Genomic DNA, 16,538 nt, shown 5'->3' on the forward strand with positions numbered 1-16,538 from the left:
GAATGTTCAGGCTTTGCGCCCGTCCAGCATGGCATTGAGTTTAGCGACCCAGTCTTTGGTTTCCGGTAAATCGCGTACCGGCTGGCTGTAATGACCGCGATTATCCGGCGCGACCGGCGTGGTGGCATCAATAATCAGTTTGTCAGTGATCCCCGCCGGCGATGACCCCGGATCCAGTTCCAGCACGGACATATTCGGCAGCTGAACCAGGTCGCCCGCCGGATTCACCTTGGCGGAAAGCGCCCACATCACCTGCGGCAGGTTAAACGGATCCACATCCTCATCGACCATAATCACCATTTTCACGTACCCCAGACCGTGCGGCGTAGTCATTGCGCGCAGCCCCACGGCACGGGCAAAACCGCCGTAACGTTTTTTGGTGGAGATAATCGCCAGCAGACCGTGGGTGTACATAGCGTTAACCGCCTGCACTTCCGGGAATTCGGCTTTGAGTTGCTGATACAGTGGCACGCAGGTGGCTGGCCCCATCAGATAATCGATTTCGGTCCATGGCATGCCGAGATAGAGGGACTCAAAAATGGGATTATTGCGGTAAGAGACTTTATCGATACGCACCACGGTCATATTGCGGCCACCGGAATAGTGCCCGGTGAATTCGCCGAACGGCCCTTCGATTTCGCGTTTACGCCCTTCGATCACCCCTTCGAGGATCACTTCTGAACCCCATGGCACGTCAAAACCAGTCAGCGGTGCCGTCGCGATCGGATACGGCGCCTGACGCAATGCGCCCGCCATTTCATATTCCGACTGGTCATATTTCAGCGGCGTTGCACCCATCAGCGTAATGATCGGGTCATTACCCAGCGTGATGACTATCGGTAAATCTTCGCCCCGTTCTTCCGCTTTATGTAAGTGCAGCGCAATGTCATGCATCGGCACCGGTTGCAGCCCGAGCTTACGTTTGCCCTTCACTTCCATACGATAAATGCCGACATTCTGTTTATCGAAGCTGTCCGGGTCGGTCGGATCGCGGGACACCACGCAGGCTTTATCGAGATAGAAACCACCGTCGCCGTCGTTCAAACGGAACAGCGGCAGAATATCGAACAGGTTAATGTCTTCCCCGTCGACGGTATTTTCTGCCCACGCCGGATTTTCACGACGTTCGGGTGTGATCGGAAACATATCCCAGCGGCGGATATATTCGGCAATCTGTTCGTTGGTCGACGTGGAAGGCGGCAACCCCATGGCGATGGCATGATTGGGCCATGACCCCAGCGTATTTAAGGCGATACGCGCGTCGGTAAACCCTTCCACATTGTCAAAATACAGCGCAGGTGCGCCCTCGCCGATACGGCCTGTGGCGTTCGCCGCCGCAGCCAGATCCGGCTCCGCTTTCACCTGTTCGGTGATTTTCAGCAGTTGTCCGTTCTCATCCAGTGCGCGCATAAAGCTGCGCAGATCATCAAAAGCCATCTCGATTCTCCTGTACTTGGTACGTAGTAAATTTAACACGTTTTAGAAACTAATTAGTGACACTGTCACCCTTTGCCGTTAACCCGGCCCAACGCTTAGCCCGATGATATTCAAGGCCAAACTGGTCAAGCACGCGGGTCACAATGTGATCGGTCACGTCCTGAATGGTTTCAGGATGGTTGTAGTAAGCCGGCATCGGCGGCACGATTGCGGCCCCCATGCGGGAAAGTGCGAGCAGGTTTTCAAGGTGAATGGTGCTGAGAGGGGTTTCACGCGGAACCAGCACCAGTTTGCGGTTTTCTTTGAGCACCACATCGGCTGCGCGCCCGACCAGCCCTTCGGCATATCCGGCGCGGATCCCCGCCAGCGTTTTCATGCTGCACGGGATGATGATCATGCCGTCAGTTTTGAATGAGCCGGAAGAAATCGTGGCTCCCTGATCGGCGCAATTGTGCGTGAAGTCCGCCATGGCACTCACCTCACGTGCGGTGTAAGGCGTTTCAAGTTCAATCGTGGTTTTCGCCCATTTCGACATCACCAGATGTGTTTCCACACCGTCCATATCCCGTAACGCCTGCAACAGCGTTACCGCCAGCGGGGCGCCCGTCGCGCCCGTCATCCCTACAATCAGTTTCATTCCAGCCTCACACAGATCATGATCCCGAACATTTCGTTCGTATACGAATGATTTTTACCTTATACTCCTTTTCAAATCACCGCAATGGTCTGTCGCATTCATTCCTCAGAGGTTGCTAAAATAGCCGGAGACCTATAAGAACAGCGGAAACCGATGATGAGCACACAATTGAGACAGGAAGCCTTTCACATAATGCGTAAGGTATTCCAGCAGCACACCGCGCGCTGGCAGCAATGCATCCCGGAACTGACCAAACCGCAGTACGCCGTATTGCGCTCGATTGCTGAAAATCCGGGAATTGAACAGGTACAACTGACCGGTGTGGCGATCAGCAGTAAGGCCACCCTGGCAGAAATGCTGTCGCGGCTGGAATCACGCGGGCTGTTGGTGCGTCAGGCCGATCCGGCGGATAAGCGCCGTCGTTTTATTTCGCTGACCACAGAGGGGAAAGCCGTTCTGGCGAATACTCAGCCAGTCGGTGAGCAGGTAGATACGGAGTTTTTGGCAAGATTGTCTCCTGACGATCAGCAGCATCTGGTGCGTTTACTAAAGCAAATGCTGGAAACAGAAGACTGAAGGTTGAGGAGTCACGGGAGTTTGTATGATTGAAGAAGTCGTGTTGCTGGATGGACAACATCAGCCATGGGGAACCATGGACAAAGCGCTGGTGCATTCCGGACATACTCCGCTGCATCTGGCGTTTTCCTGTTACATCCGCAATGATCGTGGCGAGATTTTGCTGACGCGCCGTGCGCTGGGCAAAGTCGCGTGGCCGGGAGTCTGGACGAATTCCGTGTGCGGGCATCCGCTGCCCGGCGAGTCCCTGCAGGCGGCGGTTCTGCGCCGTTGTCAGTATGAAATCGGTTTATCCGTGGAAAACATCGCCTCGCTGGTGGATGAATTTCAGTATTACGCCACCGATGCTTCCGGCATTGTCGAAAATGAATTCTGCCCGATTTTTACCGCCTTCACCGGCCAGACACCCGCACCGCGCGAGTCTGAAGTAATGGATTATCAGTGGGTGAAACCGGAAGATTTACTCAGCAGCGTAAAGACAACGCCGTGGGCCTTCAGCCCGTGGATGGTGTTACAGCTGGGTCAGATCTCTGAGAAAAACCTCAGTCTGCTGGGGTGAGCGTAAACGCACAAACCGGACATGCTGCCATGCGGGGTCACGGAGTAACGCCTCATACTGGCGGCGGTTTTTCCTGTAAGTTTTCAGCGTCCACAGAATTATCGACTCCCGGCTGAAAAAGCTTTTGCGAAACGTCTCGTAGTTGCCTGTCCCCGCCCAGATTTCCTGCCCGCCCCACGCACGCGTAGCCGCCCTTTTAACTGCCTGAAACAGCGTGCGCCCGAACGAATAATCCACCCAGACGATCACATCAATATTGCGCCATTTGACGGGTTGCGAGCGTTTGTAATTGCCGTCGATGACCCAGCTTTCGCTGGCTGCCATTTTTTCTTCCAGGCGGGCAAAAAATTGTTCGTCAGGCGTACCCTGCCAGTCAGACCGCCAGAACAAGGCATCCAGTTCAATATAAGGAATATTCAGTTTCTGAGAAATGCCGCGTGCCAGCGTTGATTTGCCGCTGCCGCTGGTGCCTATGACGTTAACTTTCACCGCAAGACTCCTGATCTGCCGTTGCAGAATTCGCCGGATGGCGAAAAAAAGGGCGGTTATTCTGCCGCACAGGCAGACTGTTGTACAGACACAATAGACAACCGCAGAAGTCACCTTATTTACCATTACATATGAAACTAACGCGTCCTGTGAATGTAACCGCTTTAGAAGAAATTGAGCATTTCGTGCTTTTTTAAACATTGCTAGCAACACTATTTAAGAATTTTCGCATCCATACCTGTACAAAATTGTAATCATTGTATAACTTTCTTGTACCCCTGCTTCATCATTAGTCCGTCTTTTACGGGCAATTTCAGCCTGGCCTTTGGAAGAAAAAATTGGATTTCCCTTCTTCCAAAGGTTTTTTTCACGGCTGATTTTATTTTTGTACAAAATAATCACGGGATGAACAGGGAAGGCAATTGTGAAGAAACGCTTCACAATATTCTCTTTTCTGACTGGCAATAGGCACTTTTCCGGCGATGATAATTCGCAGAAAAGTTTGAGGAGGTCTACATGCAACTCGAAGCAGAACAAACAGTTACAGAAATCAGTGATTATTTCAAAGTCCGTGAAACCCCAACATTAAGCGAAGTCGAGATCCTCGGCACCATCGTTTCTGGACTGTTAAACAACGGCTATCCGGTGAGTAACAAAGCGATTATTGAAGGGCTGCTGCGCCAGCTGGAGCAGGAGTCTAACGTCAGCAACCAGCAGGGTTGCCGTAATTTGCTGGAGCTGGTTTTGCTCTCCACGCAAGATGACGTAATTTAACAAATACACCGGCCTGATAAGCATCAGTGCTAGCAGGCCGGTGTTCACTTCTTAATGAAGTTTTCGTGTATTACAGCGATTTCAGTGTCGCAGCGATCACGTCTTTCACCGGCGTCGTTGGACGACCAATCAGTTTGCTCAATGAATGAGAATCATCAAACAGACCGCCCTTCTCTGCGCCCGCGTCAGAATCTGCCAGCATATTCGCCAGACCTTCCGGTAAACCGGCGCCCAGTAACGCTTTAGCAAATTCTGCTTCCGGCAGATTCACGTAATCCACTTTTTTGCCGGACTGATGCGCGATTTCCGCCGAGAATTCAGCCAGCGTGTAGGATTCATCGCCCGCCAGTTCGTAGATTTTCCCGCCCTGATCCTCCAGCACCAGAACGGCAGCCGCCGCTTCGGCATAATCCTGACGGGCAGCAGAAGAAATCCGCCCTTCTCCGACAGAACCTATAAAGGCGTTATGCGCCAAAGCCGGTGCAATGCTCGCGGCATAGTTTTCCGTATACCAGCCGTTACGCAGCAGGACAAAAGGAATGCCAGATTCACTTAACGCTTTTTCGGTCGCACGGTGTTCCACGCCCAGACCGAGCGGAGATTTACCCGCGTGCAGCAGGCTGGTATAAGCCAGAAGTTTCACGCCCGCACGTTTAGCCGCCGCGATCACTGTGTTGTGCTGCGCTTCACGCTGACCGACTTCGCTTGAGGAAATCAGCAGCAGTTTCTCTGCGCCTTTAAACGCTGAATCCAGCGTCTCCGGCTTGCTGTAATCCGCCTGGCGAACCTGAACGCCTAAATCCGCCAGATCTTTGGCTTTTTCAGGGCTGCGCACTGCGGCAATAATTTGATTAGCGGGCACTTTTTTCAGAAGCGCGGCAATAACAAGGCGGCCTAACTGGCCGGTAGCACCGGTAATTGCGATCATATTTATTCTCCTGAAGGGTTCGACACACTGTTCATATTCTGGGTTTATGTTCTGCAAGACGCGAAATTCGTCGCCGTGAAGACATCCTATGCGATACACTTACTTTTCGTAAGTACGCACCAAAAGGTAAGTATGAAAATAATTACGTCAGACCCGGCTGAGGCACGCCTGCCGCTGTCAGAACAAATTCGTCAGGGGAAAGTCCTCGACCCGAATTGTCCATCACGCGAAATTCTGCGCCACGTCACCAGCCGCTGGGGTTTACTGATCCTGATCGCCCTGTGCGACGAAACGCTGCGCTTTAGTGAACTGCGCCGCAAAGTCGGGGGCATCAGCGAAAAGATGCTGGCGCAAACGTTGCAGGCCTTAGAAGAAGATGGCTTTGTTGACCGGCATTCGTTTCCGGTGGTGCCGCCGCACGTTGAGTATAGTCTCTCTCCTCTGGGACTTGAGATGAAAGACCAGGTTGCCGGGCTGGCCGACTGGCTGGAATTCAATCTGCACCGCATTCTCAGGCAGCGCGAGCTGCGCGTGGTCGGCGAAGAATAACCCTCAAAAAATCTTAACAAGAACGCAAAAATTCTCACCTATCATTGATTCAACCTGCCGACTAACATCATTTCATTGATTCGATAAATGCTTTTATTTAAATCAGCTGAGGTGATGTATGTCCCAGTCCCACAAGCAACACGTTACGCTCGTCATTACGCACAAAATTGCCCCCGCCAGCGAGGCGCAATATGAAGCCTGGCTGAACAAAATCATGCCGCAGGCGAGCACGTTCCCGGGACATCTGGGCGTCAACGTCATCCGTCCAAGCCGCAGCGGGGATCCGTACACCATTCTGGTGCGCTTCGACACGCTGGAAAATCTCAACGCCTGGCACAACTCTGAACTGCGTAAACAACTGGTGGCAGAAGTCAGTCCGCTGCTGTTGCAGGACGACAGCACCGAAGTGCGTCCCGGCGCGGAATTCTGGTTTACCCCGCCGAGTGCGACGGTTCGTCCCCCTGCCCGCTGGAAACAATACCTGCTTACCTTGCTGGTGATTTACCCTTCGACCCACATTGTGCCCTGGTTTTGGGGGCAATTTTTGCCGCAGCTTAAAGGCACGGAAGGCGGTCATTTACTCAATGACGCCTCTGTGGTTGCGCTGGTGGTTTTCCTCTGGATGCCAGTGATTACCCGGGTTTTCCATTCATGGCTGACGCGCACTTCCGCGCAATGACAGGAGCTTTTCCAATGACAAGTTTTGCTTCCCTGATCCTGATTAATGGCAAATTTCATACCGTTGACCGGGAGAAACCCCTGGCGAACGCCGTGGCGATTAAAGACGGCAAATTTCTTGCTGTCGGCACTGAAAATGAAGTGATGCAGTTCGCGGATGCGTCTACTCAGGTGGTGGATCTGCACGGTCACACGGCGATCCCCGGTCTGAACGATTCCCACCTGCATCTCATCCGTGGCGGGCTGAATTACAATCTGGAACTGCGCTGGGAAGGCGTGCCTTCTCTGGCCGATGCGTTGCGGATGCTGAAAGAACAGGCACTGCGCACGCCATCACCGCAATGGGTACGCGTGGTCGGTGGCTGGACGGAATTTCAGTTCGCCGAACGCCGGATGCCGACGCTGGAAGAGATCAATCAGGTCGCACCCGACACGCCGGTATTTATCCTGCATTTATACGACCGCGCCCTGCTCAACCGCGCCGCACTGAAGGTCGTCGGTTACACCAAAGACACGCCGAATCCGCCGGGCGGAGAAATTCAGCGCGACAGCAACGGCAATCCGACCGGTATGTTAATTGCCAAACCGAATGCGATGATCCTCTATTCGACGCTGGCGAAGGGCCCGAAACTGCCACTTGAGCAGCAGGTGAATTCTACACGCCAGTTTATGCGCGAACTGAATCGCCTCGGCCTGACCAGTGCGATTGATGCGGGTGGCGGCTTCCAGAATTATCCTGAGGATTATCAGATCATTGATGAACTTCATCAGAAAGATCAGCTGACCGTGCGCATCGCTTACAACCTGTTTACCCAGCGGCCGCAGCATGAGCTGGAAGATTTCGAGCTGTGGACCGATATGCTGAAACCGGGACAAGGCACCGATTTCTACCGTCACAACGGCGCGGGCGAGATGCTGGTGTTTTCCGCCGCTGACTTTGAAGACTTCCTGCAACCGCGTCCGGATTTACCGCCGGGCACTGAAGTTGAGCTGGAACGCGTGGTGCGTCATCTGGTGGAGCACCGCTGGCCGTTCCGCCTGCACGCCACTTACGATGAGTCGATCAGCCGTATGCTCGATGTCTTCGAAAAGGTGAATAACGACATTCCGTTCAACGGCCTGCACTGGTTCTTTGACCATGCGGAAACCATTACGGAGCGTAATATCGAACGCGTAAAAGCGCTAGGTGGCGGCATTGCCGTCCAGCATCGTATGGCGTTTCAGGGGGAATATTTCGCTGACCGCTACGGTATCGAGGCCACCAGACACACGCCGCCGGTGGCGAAAATGCTCTCTGCCGGTCTGCCGGTCGGGCTGGGCACTGACGCCACGCGCGTTGCCAGCTACAACCCGTGGACGGCGTTGTACTGGCTGGTTTCCGGCCGTACCGTCGGCGGCATGGCAATGTACGATGACGATGCGCGCATCGACCGCGAAACCGCGCTGATGCTGTGGACGCAGGGCAGTTCCTGGTTCTCCAGCGAACAGGGCAAAAAGGGGCAGATCAAAGCCGGACAACTGGCGGATCTGGCGGTGCTTTCGGAGGATTTTTTCAGTGTGCAGGAAGAACGCATCAAGGGTATCGAATCGGTGATGACTGTTGTCGATGGCAAAGTAGTGTACGCGGCAGGCAGTTTCTCACCGCTCGCCCCGCCGGCGATCCCGGTTTTACCGGACTGGTCGCCGGTCACCAACGTGCCGGGCCATTACCGCTCTGCCCCGCCAGAAGGGGCGGCGCGCATCGGACTGGTGCGTCAGGCACATCAGTGCGCCGGTCCTTGTGGCGTGCATAAACACAGTCATGACATCGCCCGCGGGTCCGATGTCCCCGTTTCCAATGACAACGCCTTCTGGGGCGCGCTGGGATGTTCGTGTTTCTCGTTCTGATCATGCGTGACTGACAAAAAATTAGCGCCCGATATGACGTCGGGCGCTGTCACTACGCTTCAGTAACACTCCACATAATATTAATAATGCCTTTCGATAAACAATCAGGCTCTGTTACGTCTTGCTCACGAAACGGGGTTATTCTTTTCGGATATCCTGCCCGATTAACACCCCCAGAGAAAGTCGCCTCAATTGTGTGTATATATACGTTCTGTTTAATATTGCCCTGATAGTATCCGCCTGCAATTAATAATAAATCTAAAGAGGACGTGTATGTTAAACGATGAACCCCCGTCGGGTATCCCGACCAACACCTGATTATCCTCAGCACCTGTCAGTGTCTGTAAGGATAATCAGAACCACAAGCCCGATAAATTAAGGGCGAAGATTATCTTTATTTCGATGCTGTTATATCGAGGTGCTTTATGCTGTTACAAAAATTTGTTTTTCCATTGATGTTGAAGACTACAGATTCTTCATCTTTCAGCGATACGCTTGCCAATAAAAGCATTACGGCCCCAACTGCCAGGGCGCCGCGGTCCTTTCCTTTCGTTCAGACCCTGAAGCAATACTTCTCAACCCATTATCAGCGTGCGATTAAATCGCAAATAGACAGTCTTCTCCCCTGAGAGGGCGAGGTTCATTACGGTATCGACGTCTTACACTGTTATCGTGATGAACATTATTCTAAATTGAATACGGCGCAAAAAATAACTCCATTTATCCGGAGGGATTAATTACGCCCTATTCTCTCTGCTTATCGGTTTTAATCGATATAAAAATTCCCACTGAGAATTAACGTTATGCAGAAGAACACCCCAGTGATGAGCCGGAATAAATTCGGCCTGAATGATCTGATTATCATCTCAATATTGTGTCTGTTAGCAGGATTACTGATTTATGGCTGGCAAGGTATGCATACTCCTTTTGACGGGAGCACGCTGCCGCCAGTCACACAAGACTATAAAGACTTACCTTATTACGCATTACGTACCACCATGCGCCTGCTGTTTGGGTTAGCGTTCTCACTCATTTTCACCATCGTATTTGGTGTGCTGGCAGCAAAATATGCTGCGATGCGTCGCATTATTTTGCCTTTTGTGAACTTTATGGAGTCCGTTCCTCTCCTGGGATTCCTGACCTTTACCACTGCTTTCTTCCTGGGGCTATATCCGCACAGTGTTATGGGGCTTGAGGGGCTCGCCATCTTTGCCGTATTTACCGGGCAGGCGTGGAATATGATGCTGACGATGTATCAGACTTTACGCGTTGTGCCGAACGAACTCACCGAAGTCTCGTGCGCGTTCCAATGCAACCCGTGGCAACGGTTCTGGCGGCTGGGATTTCTCTACTCATTCCCCGGTTTGCTGTGGAATACCATGGTGTCTCAGTCGGCGGCATGGTTTGCGCTGATTGCCTCCGAGATGCTGACTATCGGCGACAATAACGTCAATCTGCCCGGTATCGGATCCTGGCTGGGTCAGGCCATTGATGCCGGAAGCATCCACGGTGTGCTCTGGGGCGTGCTGGCTCTCGTCATCACCATCGTGCTGTTTGACCAGTTACTTTTCCGCCCGTTAGTGCGCTTTGCCAGCCAGTTTAAATATGAAGATACCTCTTATGCTGAACGGCCAACCTCCTGGTTTTACAGCTGTTTGCAGCGGTCATTCACCGGGCAGCTGCTGGGAAAACTGGGCAGCCGCTTCTGCCAGTTCTGGCTGTTCACATTGCCTAAGGCGTGGTACCTGCTGGGGCTGAGTCGTCTGTTTAATTTCCTCGGATTACTCAACTGGCTATGGGCGAGTTTGTGGTATCTGGCGATTGCCGTCGCCTGCTTGTACTACGGCAATATTTTATGGGGTTATCTGCCCTTCCAGTATCTGTCAAAGCTTCCTGAATGGATGGGACTGACGGCGGCGCGGGTAATCATCGCCATGCTGCTAAGCATTGTTATCTTTACGCCGCTTGGCGTATGGATCGGCCTGCGTCCGCGACTGGTGCGTATTTTCCAGCCCGTGATTCAGATCATGGCAGCCATTCCGTCTAACGTTTTCTATCCGATTGTCACCGTCATTTTGATCACCTGGCATCAAAGTCTGAATGCCTGGACAATCCCGATGATCATGCTGGGTACGCAGTGGTACGTGTTGTTTAACGTGATTGCCGGGGCGTCTGTTATCCCTAGTCAGATGGTGGATGTGAGCCGGGTCTTTGGCGTGAAAGGCTGGATGTGGTGGAGCAAGTATATTTTGCCCGCCATTTTCCCGTACATCGTGACAGGCATTATTTCTGCCGCCGGCGGAGCCTGGAACGCTGCCATTGCTGCCGAAGTACTGAACTGGGGCGACGTCACTCTTAAAACCAACGGACTGGGCGCATTCATTTCCACCACCACCGAGGCGGGGCAAAACCCTGAGGCTGCACTGGGCTGCATTGCCATGTGCTTTATGGTTGCCCTTTGCGTGATATTCATCTGGCAGCCACTTTATCGTTTTGCAGAAACCCGGTTTAAATTTGACTAACTCGCTTATAAATAAAGTTAAAAAGAGATAATGACATGAAAAATACCCGTACTGTTTTAGAAATTAAAAATGTGTCGAAGTCCTTTCAGAAGGACCAAAAACATACGCAATGCGTTCTGGATAACATCAATCTGGAGGTCAGCGAAAATGAAATTGTTGCCTTGCTCGGACGATCTGGCTCAGGGAAATCCACCTTACTGCGCATGATTGCCGGTCTGGTTGACAGCAGCTTCGGTTCCATCGTGTGTAATGATCAACCCGTCACCGGCCCTTGCCCGGATACCAGTATGGTCTTTCAGACATTTGCGCTTTTCCCATGGTTAACCGTGTTTGGCAATGTCTCCTTTGGCCTGCAGGCGTTAGGTTTACCCGCCAGTGAGGTGAACCGAAGAACGGTAGATATGATCGACCTGATCGGTCTTTCAGGTTATGCGGACGCCTATCCAAAAGAGTTATCCGGCGGGATGCGCCAGCGGATTGGTTTTGCACGTGCTCTGGCGGTTGAACCTCAGCTGTTGTTGCTCGATGAACCTTTCTCCGCGCTCGACATTTATACCGGCCATAAGCTGCGTCAGGATCTGCTGGAGCTGTGGGAGAAGCACTACATTAAAACCAAGTCGATGATTCTGGTGACGCATGATATTGAAGAGGCCGTGATGCTGTGCGATCGCGTTCTCTTATTGACGGGTTCACCCGGTACCATCACAGATGAATTTAAAATCGATATTCCGCGCAAGATCCGTACACAGGAAAATACCAAAGTTTGGGTCGATACAATCAGTGATACGTTGAATCACAAGATTGCGCTAACGGCGACGCAGCTTTGAAACCGCTGTTGATCCTCTAGTTTTTTCACCTTCAGACTCATCATACTGATATGACCCCTGTTCCTTAATATCAAGGGACAGAGGGTCATACCACGTTGTGTGCAAAGCGCAATCCCTGGCGATCAGTCACCAATCTTAATAACAATTTTACCAAATGCACCACGGGAGAGGTGTCTGAACGCTTCGATCGCGTCACTGAAGCTGTACACCTGTTCAATGACCGGCCTGATATTATGTTCAGTGAGGAAAGGATTCATGCGATCAAAGGATGAACGCGGTGCAACAGCAATACCGCGTATCGTCGTCTGCCGGAAAATCAAAGGCAAGCAAAAACAGATACCCCACCGGTACCTTGCACCAAAACCGTCTGGCCGGGCTGAAGATGACCGATGTCCATCAGCGAATACCAGGCGGTCAGCGCGGCGATAAGTAATGTTGACGCTTCCTCATCAGTCATGTTGTCCGGGGCTCGGACGGCACTGTCTTCGTGAATAATCATATATTCAGCCAGTGCTCCCGGCAGCGGCATACCCATATTCCGGTTTTAGCGCGCGCCGTGTGGGCAGCGTCAGTATGACCACCTGTGCTGCGCCGTCATATCTGGATAAGTACGGTATTCCGCTGACGCCGGATGAGCTTGTGCATCATAAAGCGGTCAATTTTTTCAGTGAACACAGCCGTGAAGTGATGGACTGGAAGTATATGATGAACGGAGAAATTATGTCACGGCGACCGGGGAGCAATATGTTGGTTAACAATTCCGATGTACTTCTTTCCTGCGGGCTGGAAGGGCTGGGTTTAGTGCATGCGTTACGGACAGCGCTGGAACCTCACATTCAGTCTGGCAGACTGACGGAAGTGCTCACCGATTATGCGCCTGTCACAAAACCAGTGTCTGTTCTGTATCCCGATCGCCGCTACCTGCCTTCGAAAGTCCGCGTTTTTATCGACTGGTTCTGCGAGGTCTTCGCAAGAAAGTATCAGGAATAACAGTGACATGGCTATTTTACCTACGCATCATGGGGATATTGATTATCTGGATATCGGTCAGGCCGACACGACGCTGTTCCTCATGCCGGGCTGGTGTCAGCCGAAAACCGTCTTCAATGACTTCGCTAAACTGGCCGCCGAATTCTTCCGTGTCGTCATCATTGACTGGCGTGGCCATGGTAAGTCATCGACCGATGGTCATGATTTTGACGGTGCGGCGTTATTAACCGATGCGTTGACCCTGATTGACCATCTTGGCCTGACCCGCGTTGTGCCTGTTTCCGTCGCGCATGCCAGCTGGATAGCGGTTGATTTGGTAGAAAGTATGGCGGATCGCGTGCCTCAAGTCATATTCCTTGACTGGATCATGAATGAACCTGCACCGGCGTTCTTCACCTCGATCAAAGAGATGCAGCGTGAAGACAGCTGGCAATCTGCGCGGGATGAACTGTACGATTTTTGGTTAGCGGGCAGCGACTCGGCCATTATTAATGATCATCTAAAAATCGGGATGTCTGAGTCCGGTTACACACTGTGGCGCCTTGCAGGACAGGTGATTAGCGACGCCTATCATCAATACGGCTCACCGCTCCAGCGTCTGGAAAAACTCAAAAACCCCCCCAGGGCTACCCACATCTACTCCCTCGACAGAGATGACGATTACTTAGCCTTACAGCAGCGTTTTGCTCAGGCGCATGATTTCTTTGATGTGAAACGCCTTGAAGATGCGAGAACTCATCTGGCTGTACTTGAAAAACCGGGCGATGTGCTGGCGGCGATAATGAATAAGTAAGGAAAAAATCCCACAACAAGAGAAACCATCAGGGCGGACTGAGTAGTCCACGGTAGAGTCCATTCAGGATGCGGGGCGAATTATTCTATTCATATATTAATTGTGCTTCTCTGCGTGTGTAGTGATTTATTAGAATGTTAGAAGCTAGTCATTCTAATGTTTGCTATCAATAACTGTGTTTTTAAATTTCCTGCTGCCTTCACGAAAAAAATAAGCCGCTGTTTTCAATGAATTAAAAGGTTCAACAAAAGCGATTTTGATGCTTTTTCTAATCAGCCAAAAACTCATAATAAACTTCTGAAAGTTTCATTTTTACAAGATTCGCTAATTGTTTCCTGCTCTGCGAAGGAATAGCTTAGAGCCTCACATTTAAAAGGAATTTATAAAAATGGCAATCCCAGCTTATCTGTGGCTTAAAGACGATGGCGGCGCACTGATCAAAGGTTCTGTAGATGTTAACGATCGTGAGCATTCAATAGAAATCACCAGCTTCAGCCATAACCTCTATATCCCCACGGATGGTAATACCGGTAAGTTGACCGGTACACGTGTTCACGGTGCACTTATTTTCGAGAAAGAATTCGATAGCTCATCCCCATACCTGATGAAAGCAGTGGCAACGGGTCAATGCCTTGCTTCGGCTGAGTTCAAATGGTATCGAATTAATGATGCAGGTCAGGAAGTGGAATACTACAACATGCTGTTGGAAGGGGTGAAAATCGTCTCTGTAACTCCGATGATGCACGATTGCAAAACCGCTATTCATTCAGGCCATCTGGAGCAGGTTCAGGTTCGTTACGACAAAATCACGTGGCGTTACCTCGACGGAAACATTCAGTATTCTGACGCATGGAATGAGCGCGTAACCGGGTAGGTGCTGCAACATGGATACGGTTGAAGAGCTAAACGGAACGTACTTCTATCGAGGATTCTCTAATCTGTCATCAGGTGAATTGCTGTTCTGGGTGTTTCTGGACACTACCGCTGAACATTTCGGTGTTGATGACTTCCTGACGATTGGCCTGATTCTGCTTGGTCAGCCAACTCTAGGTACGCGCGGTAAGCCTAGGGGGACAACACAGGGAACATCACCATTGAGTCAGCAGTTGCGTCATTATCTGGACATTGAAACCAGACGTTTACCCACGCTGACAACGGGGAGTATTAAGCGCCTTGAGTTCAGCTATGTGACAAATCTGGGTGCTTTCGTTGGTCGGTGGATCCCCATTCTGGGAATTATCATCATAGCTGCTGATGTCTCGACGATTGCCTATAAAGCAACGAACAAGTACAACACCATAGCGCGGGGTAATGACAAACTATGGTAGTAAGCAACGAGGATGTCATAGAGTGGTACAGGCAGCGGTTCAACAAGCCTGTTCTGTTCTCTAAGAAACAGATTCCGGTCACGATTGACACCAGCCTGTCAACAGGTCGCTATGTCTGGGCAAGTGAAGCTGGTGCTGAAATCATGGAAGAGTATTTCCAGAAATTTGATGTAGACCCTGCTGGATTCGATTTCTATAAATACTGGCCTGTAGAGACCTTTATCTTATTTGCACTGTGCACGTCTGGCGCTGATGACGATGAACCTCAACCTTTGACCCTGCAAATGCTGGCAGAATCAGCCAGGGCAGGTAAATGGCTCTATGACTGACTCAAACTGGGTATCGGTTATTGATCCTAATTCTAACCCGGCTAAGGGCCGGGTTTTTACATGTACGGACTGCCTATCGATCACCCGCTACATCATCGATACCGTGAGAACTGATTCAAGTCCGGCAGTTATCGCGTATATCCGTACAAATTAATCCTGCCCGAAAGGTATTCACCCAAGTAGACTTCACTGATTTTTTTGAAACCTTGCTCGGCGATCCTTGCTTCTAACCATTCAGCGTCTTTATTAATTATCTCAAGCAGATCGAAGTTTGCTGATCCATCCACGATGATGGGATAACGAATATTCTCGTCACCGCTTTGGATAATTGTTAACTGACCATTTTGTTCGAGGACCACGCGTTTAAGCTGTTCAACTTCATAAATGCCATTAGATCTTAACTTAAACATCAGGTCATTAGCTGAAACGCCATTTCTCAAACATTCTTTAACATCCACATTGCCGTTATGTACCAGCGTAATGGGTTTACCATCAATAATCCGCTTCACAAACCGGTTATTTTCTTTCAGGAATTTAAGAATGAAGACCAGCAACGTCCAGATAATTAAGACCAACACAAATTGCAGCACTGTAATTGATTCATTGTAGATGACACCACCGATGATCCCGCCCAGAACGTAATTCTGAACCTGGTCCATGGCAGACGTCGGGGCAAGATTGCCTTTGCCCATAAGGTTGATTTGGACAATCAGGCACAGTATCCCCAGCCCCAATTTGATGATAATAGGTGTGTATATAGGCATTTGATTTCTCGTTATTTTATGATGTTAACTTCCGGGTTTGTTAACCAGACGTCCGTTAAGTTATAGGTGTTTTGATCTGAACTTAAGTTAACACGGTAATAGCCGTCGTTAACTTTAACGATCACGCCATCGGATAACTGCACTGAGCTGGAATAAATATCATTTATGCTGACATTCTTTTCTTTTGATAATAACGTGACAAAGTTAACCATTTGCGACGACTGGGAGTGAACATTTTCGCTGTTTGCATAATCTGCATACTGAACACCTGAAACGAACAGCAAAAACAAAAAAGCAATAATTGTCAAATCCCGATATCGGGTCTGCAGGCGATGACGCATATATAAGCTGAAAACGACAATCAAAACAAACAATGTACTGAAAATAATCACATACTTAAGGTAATCATTTATATTTGACTGCGTTTGCAGATAATTTATCCCATAAAAATTCATACTAAAATCGTTCCTT

Annotated in this window: 21 protein-coding genes and 1 pseudogene; 13 read left to right on the forward strand and 9 right to left on the reverse strand. The window is 50.6% G+C overall.

Annotation, left to right across the window (positions count from 1 at the left end):
* Positions 1-6 precede the first annotated feature (6 nt).
* Positions 7-1,437 carry a non-oxidative hydroxyarylic acid decarboxylases subunit C gene (locus tag ACM615_RS05220; protein ID WP_431011564.1) on the reverse strand — a complete coding sequence of 477 codons (1,431 nt, stop codon included), beginning with the start codon at positions 1,435-1,437 and terminating at the stop codon, positions 7-9.
* Positions 1,438-1,486: 49 nt separating this feature from the next.
* On the reverse strand, positions 1,487-2,074 hold the full coding sequence (locus tag ACM615_RS05225; protein ID WP_113876474.1) for a non-oxidative hydroxyarylic acid decarboxylases subunit B: 588 nt from the start codon (positions 2,072-2,074) through the stop codon (positions 1,487-1,489).
* A gap of 156 nt (positions 2,075-2,230) precedes the next feature.
* Here ACM615_RS05225 and ACM615_RS05230 point away from each other — a divergent pair, with 156 nt between their 5' ends.
* Both ACM615_RS05230 and idi read left to right on the forward strand, forming a co-directional pair.
* Positions 2,231-2,650 (forward strand): MarR family winged helix-turn-helix transcriptional regulator, encoded by a 420-nt coding sequence (locus ACM615_RS05230; RefSeq protein WP_113876475.1) that lies wholly within the window; start codon positions 2,231-2,233, stop codon positions 2,648-2,650.
* Between the two features lie 25 nt (positions 2,651-2,675).
* Positions 2,676-3,209 (forward strand): isopentenyl-diphosphate Delta-isomerase, encoded by a 534-nt coding sequence (gene idi / locus ACM615_RS05235; protein ID WP_431011565.1) that lies wholly within the window; start codon positions 2,676-2,678, stop codon positions 3,207-3,209.
* On the opposite strand, the gene ACM615_RS05240 is transcribed toward idi, so the two are convergent.
* Both ACM615_RS05240 and ACM615_RS05245 read right to left on the reverse strand, forming a co-directional pair.
* Complete coding sequence (locus ACM615_RS05240) at positions 3,162-3,698, reverse strand: AAA family ATPase (RefSeq protein ID WP_431011566.1); 537 nt, start codon at positions 3,696-3,698, stop codon at positions 3,162-3,164. The genes idi and ACM615_RS05240 overlap by 48 nt on opposite strands.
* Before the next feature lie 216 nt (positions 3,699-3,914).
* Positions 3,915-4,139, reverse strand: a complete 225-nt coding sequence (locus ACM615_RS05245) for a hypothetical protein (RefSeq protein ID WP_431011567.1) — start codon at positions 4,137-4,139, stop codon at positions 3,915-3,917.
* A 75-nt stretch (positions 4,140-4,214) separates the two neighbouring features.
* On the opposite strand from ACM615_RS05245, the gene ACM615_RS05250 reads away from it, so the two are divergent.
* Entirely contained in the window at positions 4,215-4,472 is a 258-nt protein-coding gene (locus ACM615_RS05250; protein WP_113876479.1) for a biofilm/acid-resistance regulator YmgB/AriR, read from the forward strand.
* Between the two features lie 70 nt (positions 4,473-4,542).
* Here the strand turns inward: ACM615_RS05250 and ACM615_RS05255 are convergent, their stop codons facing one another.
* A complete protein-coding gene (locus ACM615_RS05255) occupies positions 4,543-5,400 on the reverse strand; it encodes an SDR family oxidoreductase (protein WP_431011568.1) in 858 nt (285 codons plus the stop codon).
* 132 nt (positions 5,401-5,532) lie between these two features.
* On the opposite strand from ACM615_RS05255, the gene ACM615_RS05260 reads away from it, so the two are divergent.
* From ACM615_RS05260 to ACM615_RS05280, 5 genes are all read left to right on the forward strand, one after another.
* The gene (locus tag ACM615_RS05260; RefSeq protein WP_113876481.1) at positions 5,533-5,949 is read left to right on the forward strand and encodes a winged helix-turn-helix transcriptional regulator; all 417 of its coding nucleotides are present in this window, start codon (positions 5,533-5,535) and stop codon (positions 5,947-5,949) included.
* Between the two features lie 118 nt (positions 5,950-6,067).
* Entirely contained in the window at positions 6,068-6,628 is a 561-nt protein-coding gene (locus ACM615_RS05265; protein WP_112289680.1) for an antibiotic biosynthesis monooxygenase, read from the forward strand.
* Positions 6,629-6,642: 14 nt separating this feature from the next.
* A complete protein-coding gene (locus tag ACM615_RS05270) occupies positions 6,643-8,514 on the forward strand; it encodes an amidohydrolase (protein WP_431011569.1) in 1,872 nt (623 codons plus the stop codon).
* Between the two features lie 803 nt (positions 8,515-9,317).
* Positions 9,318-11,036, forward strand: a complete 1,719-nt coding sequence (locus tag ACM615_RS05275; protein WP_132964705.1) for an ABC transporter permease — start codon at positions 9,318-9,320, stop codon at positions 11,034-11,036.
* A 35-nt stretch (positions 11,037-11,071) separates the two neighbouring features.
* A complete protein-coding gene (locus ACM615_RS05280) occupies positions 11,072-11,863 on the forward strand; it encodes an ABC transporter ATP-binding protein (RefSeq protein ID WP_431011570.1) in 792 nt (263 codons plus the stop codon).
* A gap of 122 nt (positions 11,864-11,985) precedes the next feature.
* Here the strand turns inward: ACM615_RS05280 and ACM615_RS05285 are convergent, their stop codons facing one another.
* Both ACM615_RS05285 and ACM615_RS05290 read right to left on the reverse strand, forming a co-directional pair.
* Positions 11,986-12,120 carry a zinc-binding dehydrogenase gene (locus tag ACM615_RS05285; protein ID WP_240783381.1) on the reverse strand — a complete coding sequence of 45 codons (135 nt, stop codon included), beginning with the start codon at positions 12,118-12,120 and terminating at the stop codon, positions 11,986-11,988.
* Between the two features lie 59 nt (positions 12,121-12,179).
* Complete coding sequence (locus ACM615_RS05290; RefSeq protein ID WP_431011571.1) at positions 12,180-12,392, reverse strand: hypothetical protein; 213 nt, start codon at positions 12,390-12,392, stop codon at positions 12,180-12,182.
* A gap of 8 nt (positions 12,393-12,400) precedes the next feature.
* Between ACM615_RS05290 and ACM615_RS05295 the strand changes: the two are divergent.
* The 5 genes and pseudogenes from ACM615_RS05295 to ACM615_RS05315 all read left to right on the forward strand — a co-directional run.
* Positions 12,401-12,853 (forward strand): annotated as a pseudogene (locus ACM615_RS05295) (LysR substrate-binding domain-containing protein); the annotation flags it as partial.
* A 7-nt stretch (positions 12,854-12,860) separates the two neighbouring features.
* Positions 12,861-13,646, forward strand: coding sequence for an alpha/beta fold hydrolase (locus tag ACM615_RS05300; RefSeq protein WP_431011572.1), 786 nt, complete (start codon positions 12,861-12,863; stop codon positions 13,644-13,646).
* Between the two features lie 388 nt (positions 13,647-14,034).
* Positions 14,035-14,520, forward strand: coding sequence for an Hcp family type VI secretion system effector (locus tag ACM615_RS05305; RefSeq protein WP_159281739.1), 486 nt, complete (start codon positions 14,035-14,037; stop codon positions 14,518-14,520).
* Positions 14,521-14,530: 10 nt separating this feature from the next.
* Positions 14,531-14,974 (forward strand): STM2901 family protein, encoded by a 444-nt coding sequence (locus ACM615_RS05310; RefSeq protein WP_112289662.1) that lies wholly within the window; start codon positions 14,531-14,533, stop codon positions 14,972-14,974.
* Positions 14,968-15,303, forward strand: coding sequence for a DUF1493 family protein (locus tag ACM615_RS05315; protein ID WP_112289660.1), 336 nt, complete (start codon positions 14,968-14,970; stop codon positions 15,301-15,303). The genes ACM615_RS05310 and ACM615_RS05315 overlap by 7 nt, the downstream gene beginning before the upstream one ends.
* Positions 15,304-15,431: 128 nt before the next feature.
* On the opposite strand, the gene ACM615_RS05320 is transcribed toward ACM615_RS05315, so the two are convergent.
* Together ACM615_RS05320 and ACM615_RS05325 are read right to left on the reverse strand one after the other, a co-directional pair.
* Positions 15,432-16,067 (reverse strand): DUF421 domain-containing protein, encoded by a 636-nt coding sequence (locus tag ACM615_RS05320; RefSeq protein WP_112289659.1) that lies wholly within the window; start codon positions 16,065-16,067, stop codon positions 15,432-15,434.
* Positions 16,068-16,078: 11 nt separating this feature from the next.
* Entirely contained in the window at positions 16,079-16,522 is a 444-nt protein-coding gene (locus ACM615_RS05325; RefSeq protein WP_113876489.1) for a DUF3290 domain-containing protein, read from the reverse strand.
* Between the last annotated feature and the right edge of the window lie 16 nt (positions 16,523-16,538).

This window comes from Rahnella sp. PAMC25617 (assembly GCF_050606005.1).
GTDB lineage: Bacteria > Pseudomonadota > Gammaproteobacteria > Enterobacterales > Enterobacteriaceae > Rahnella > Rahnella variigena.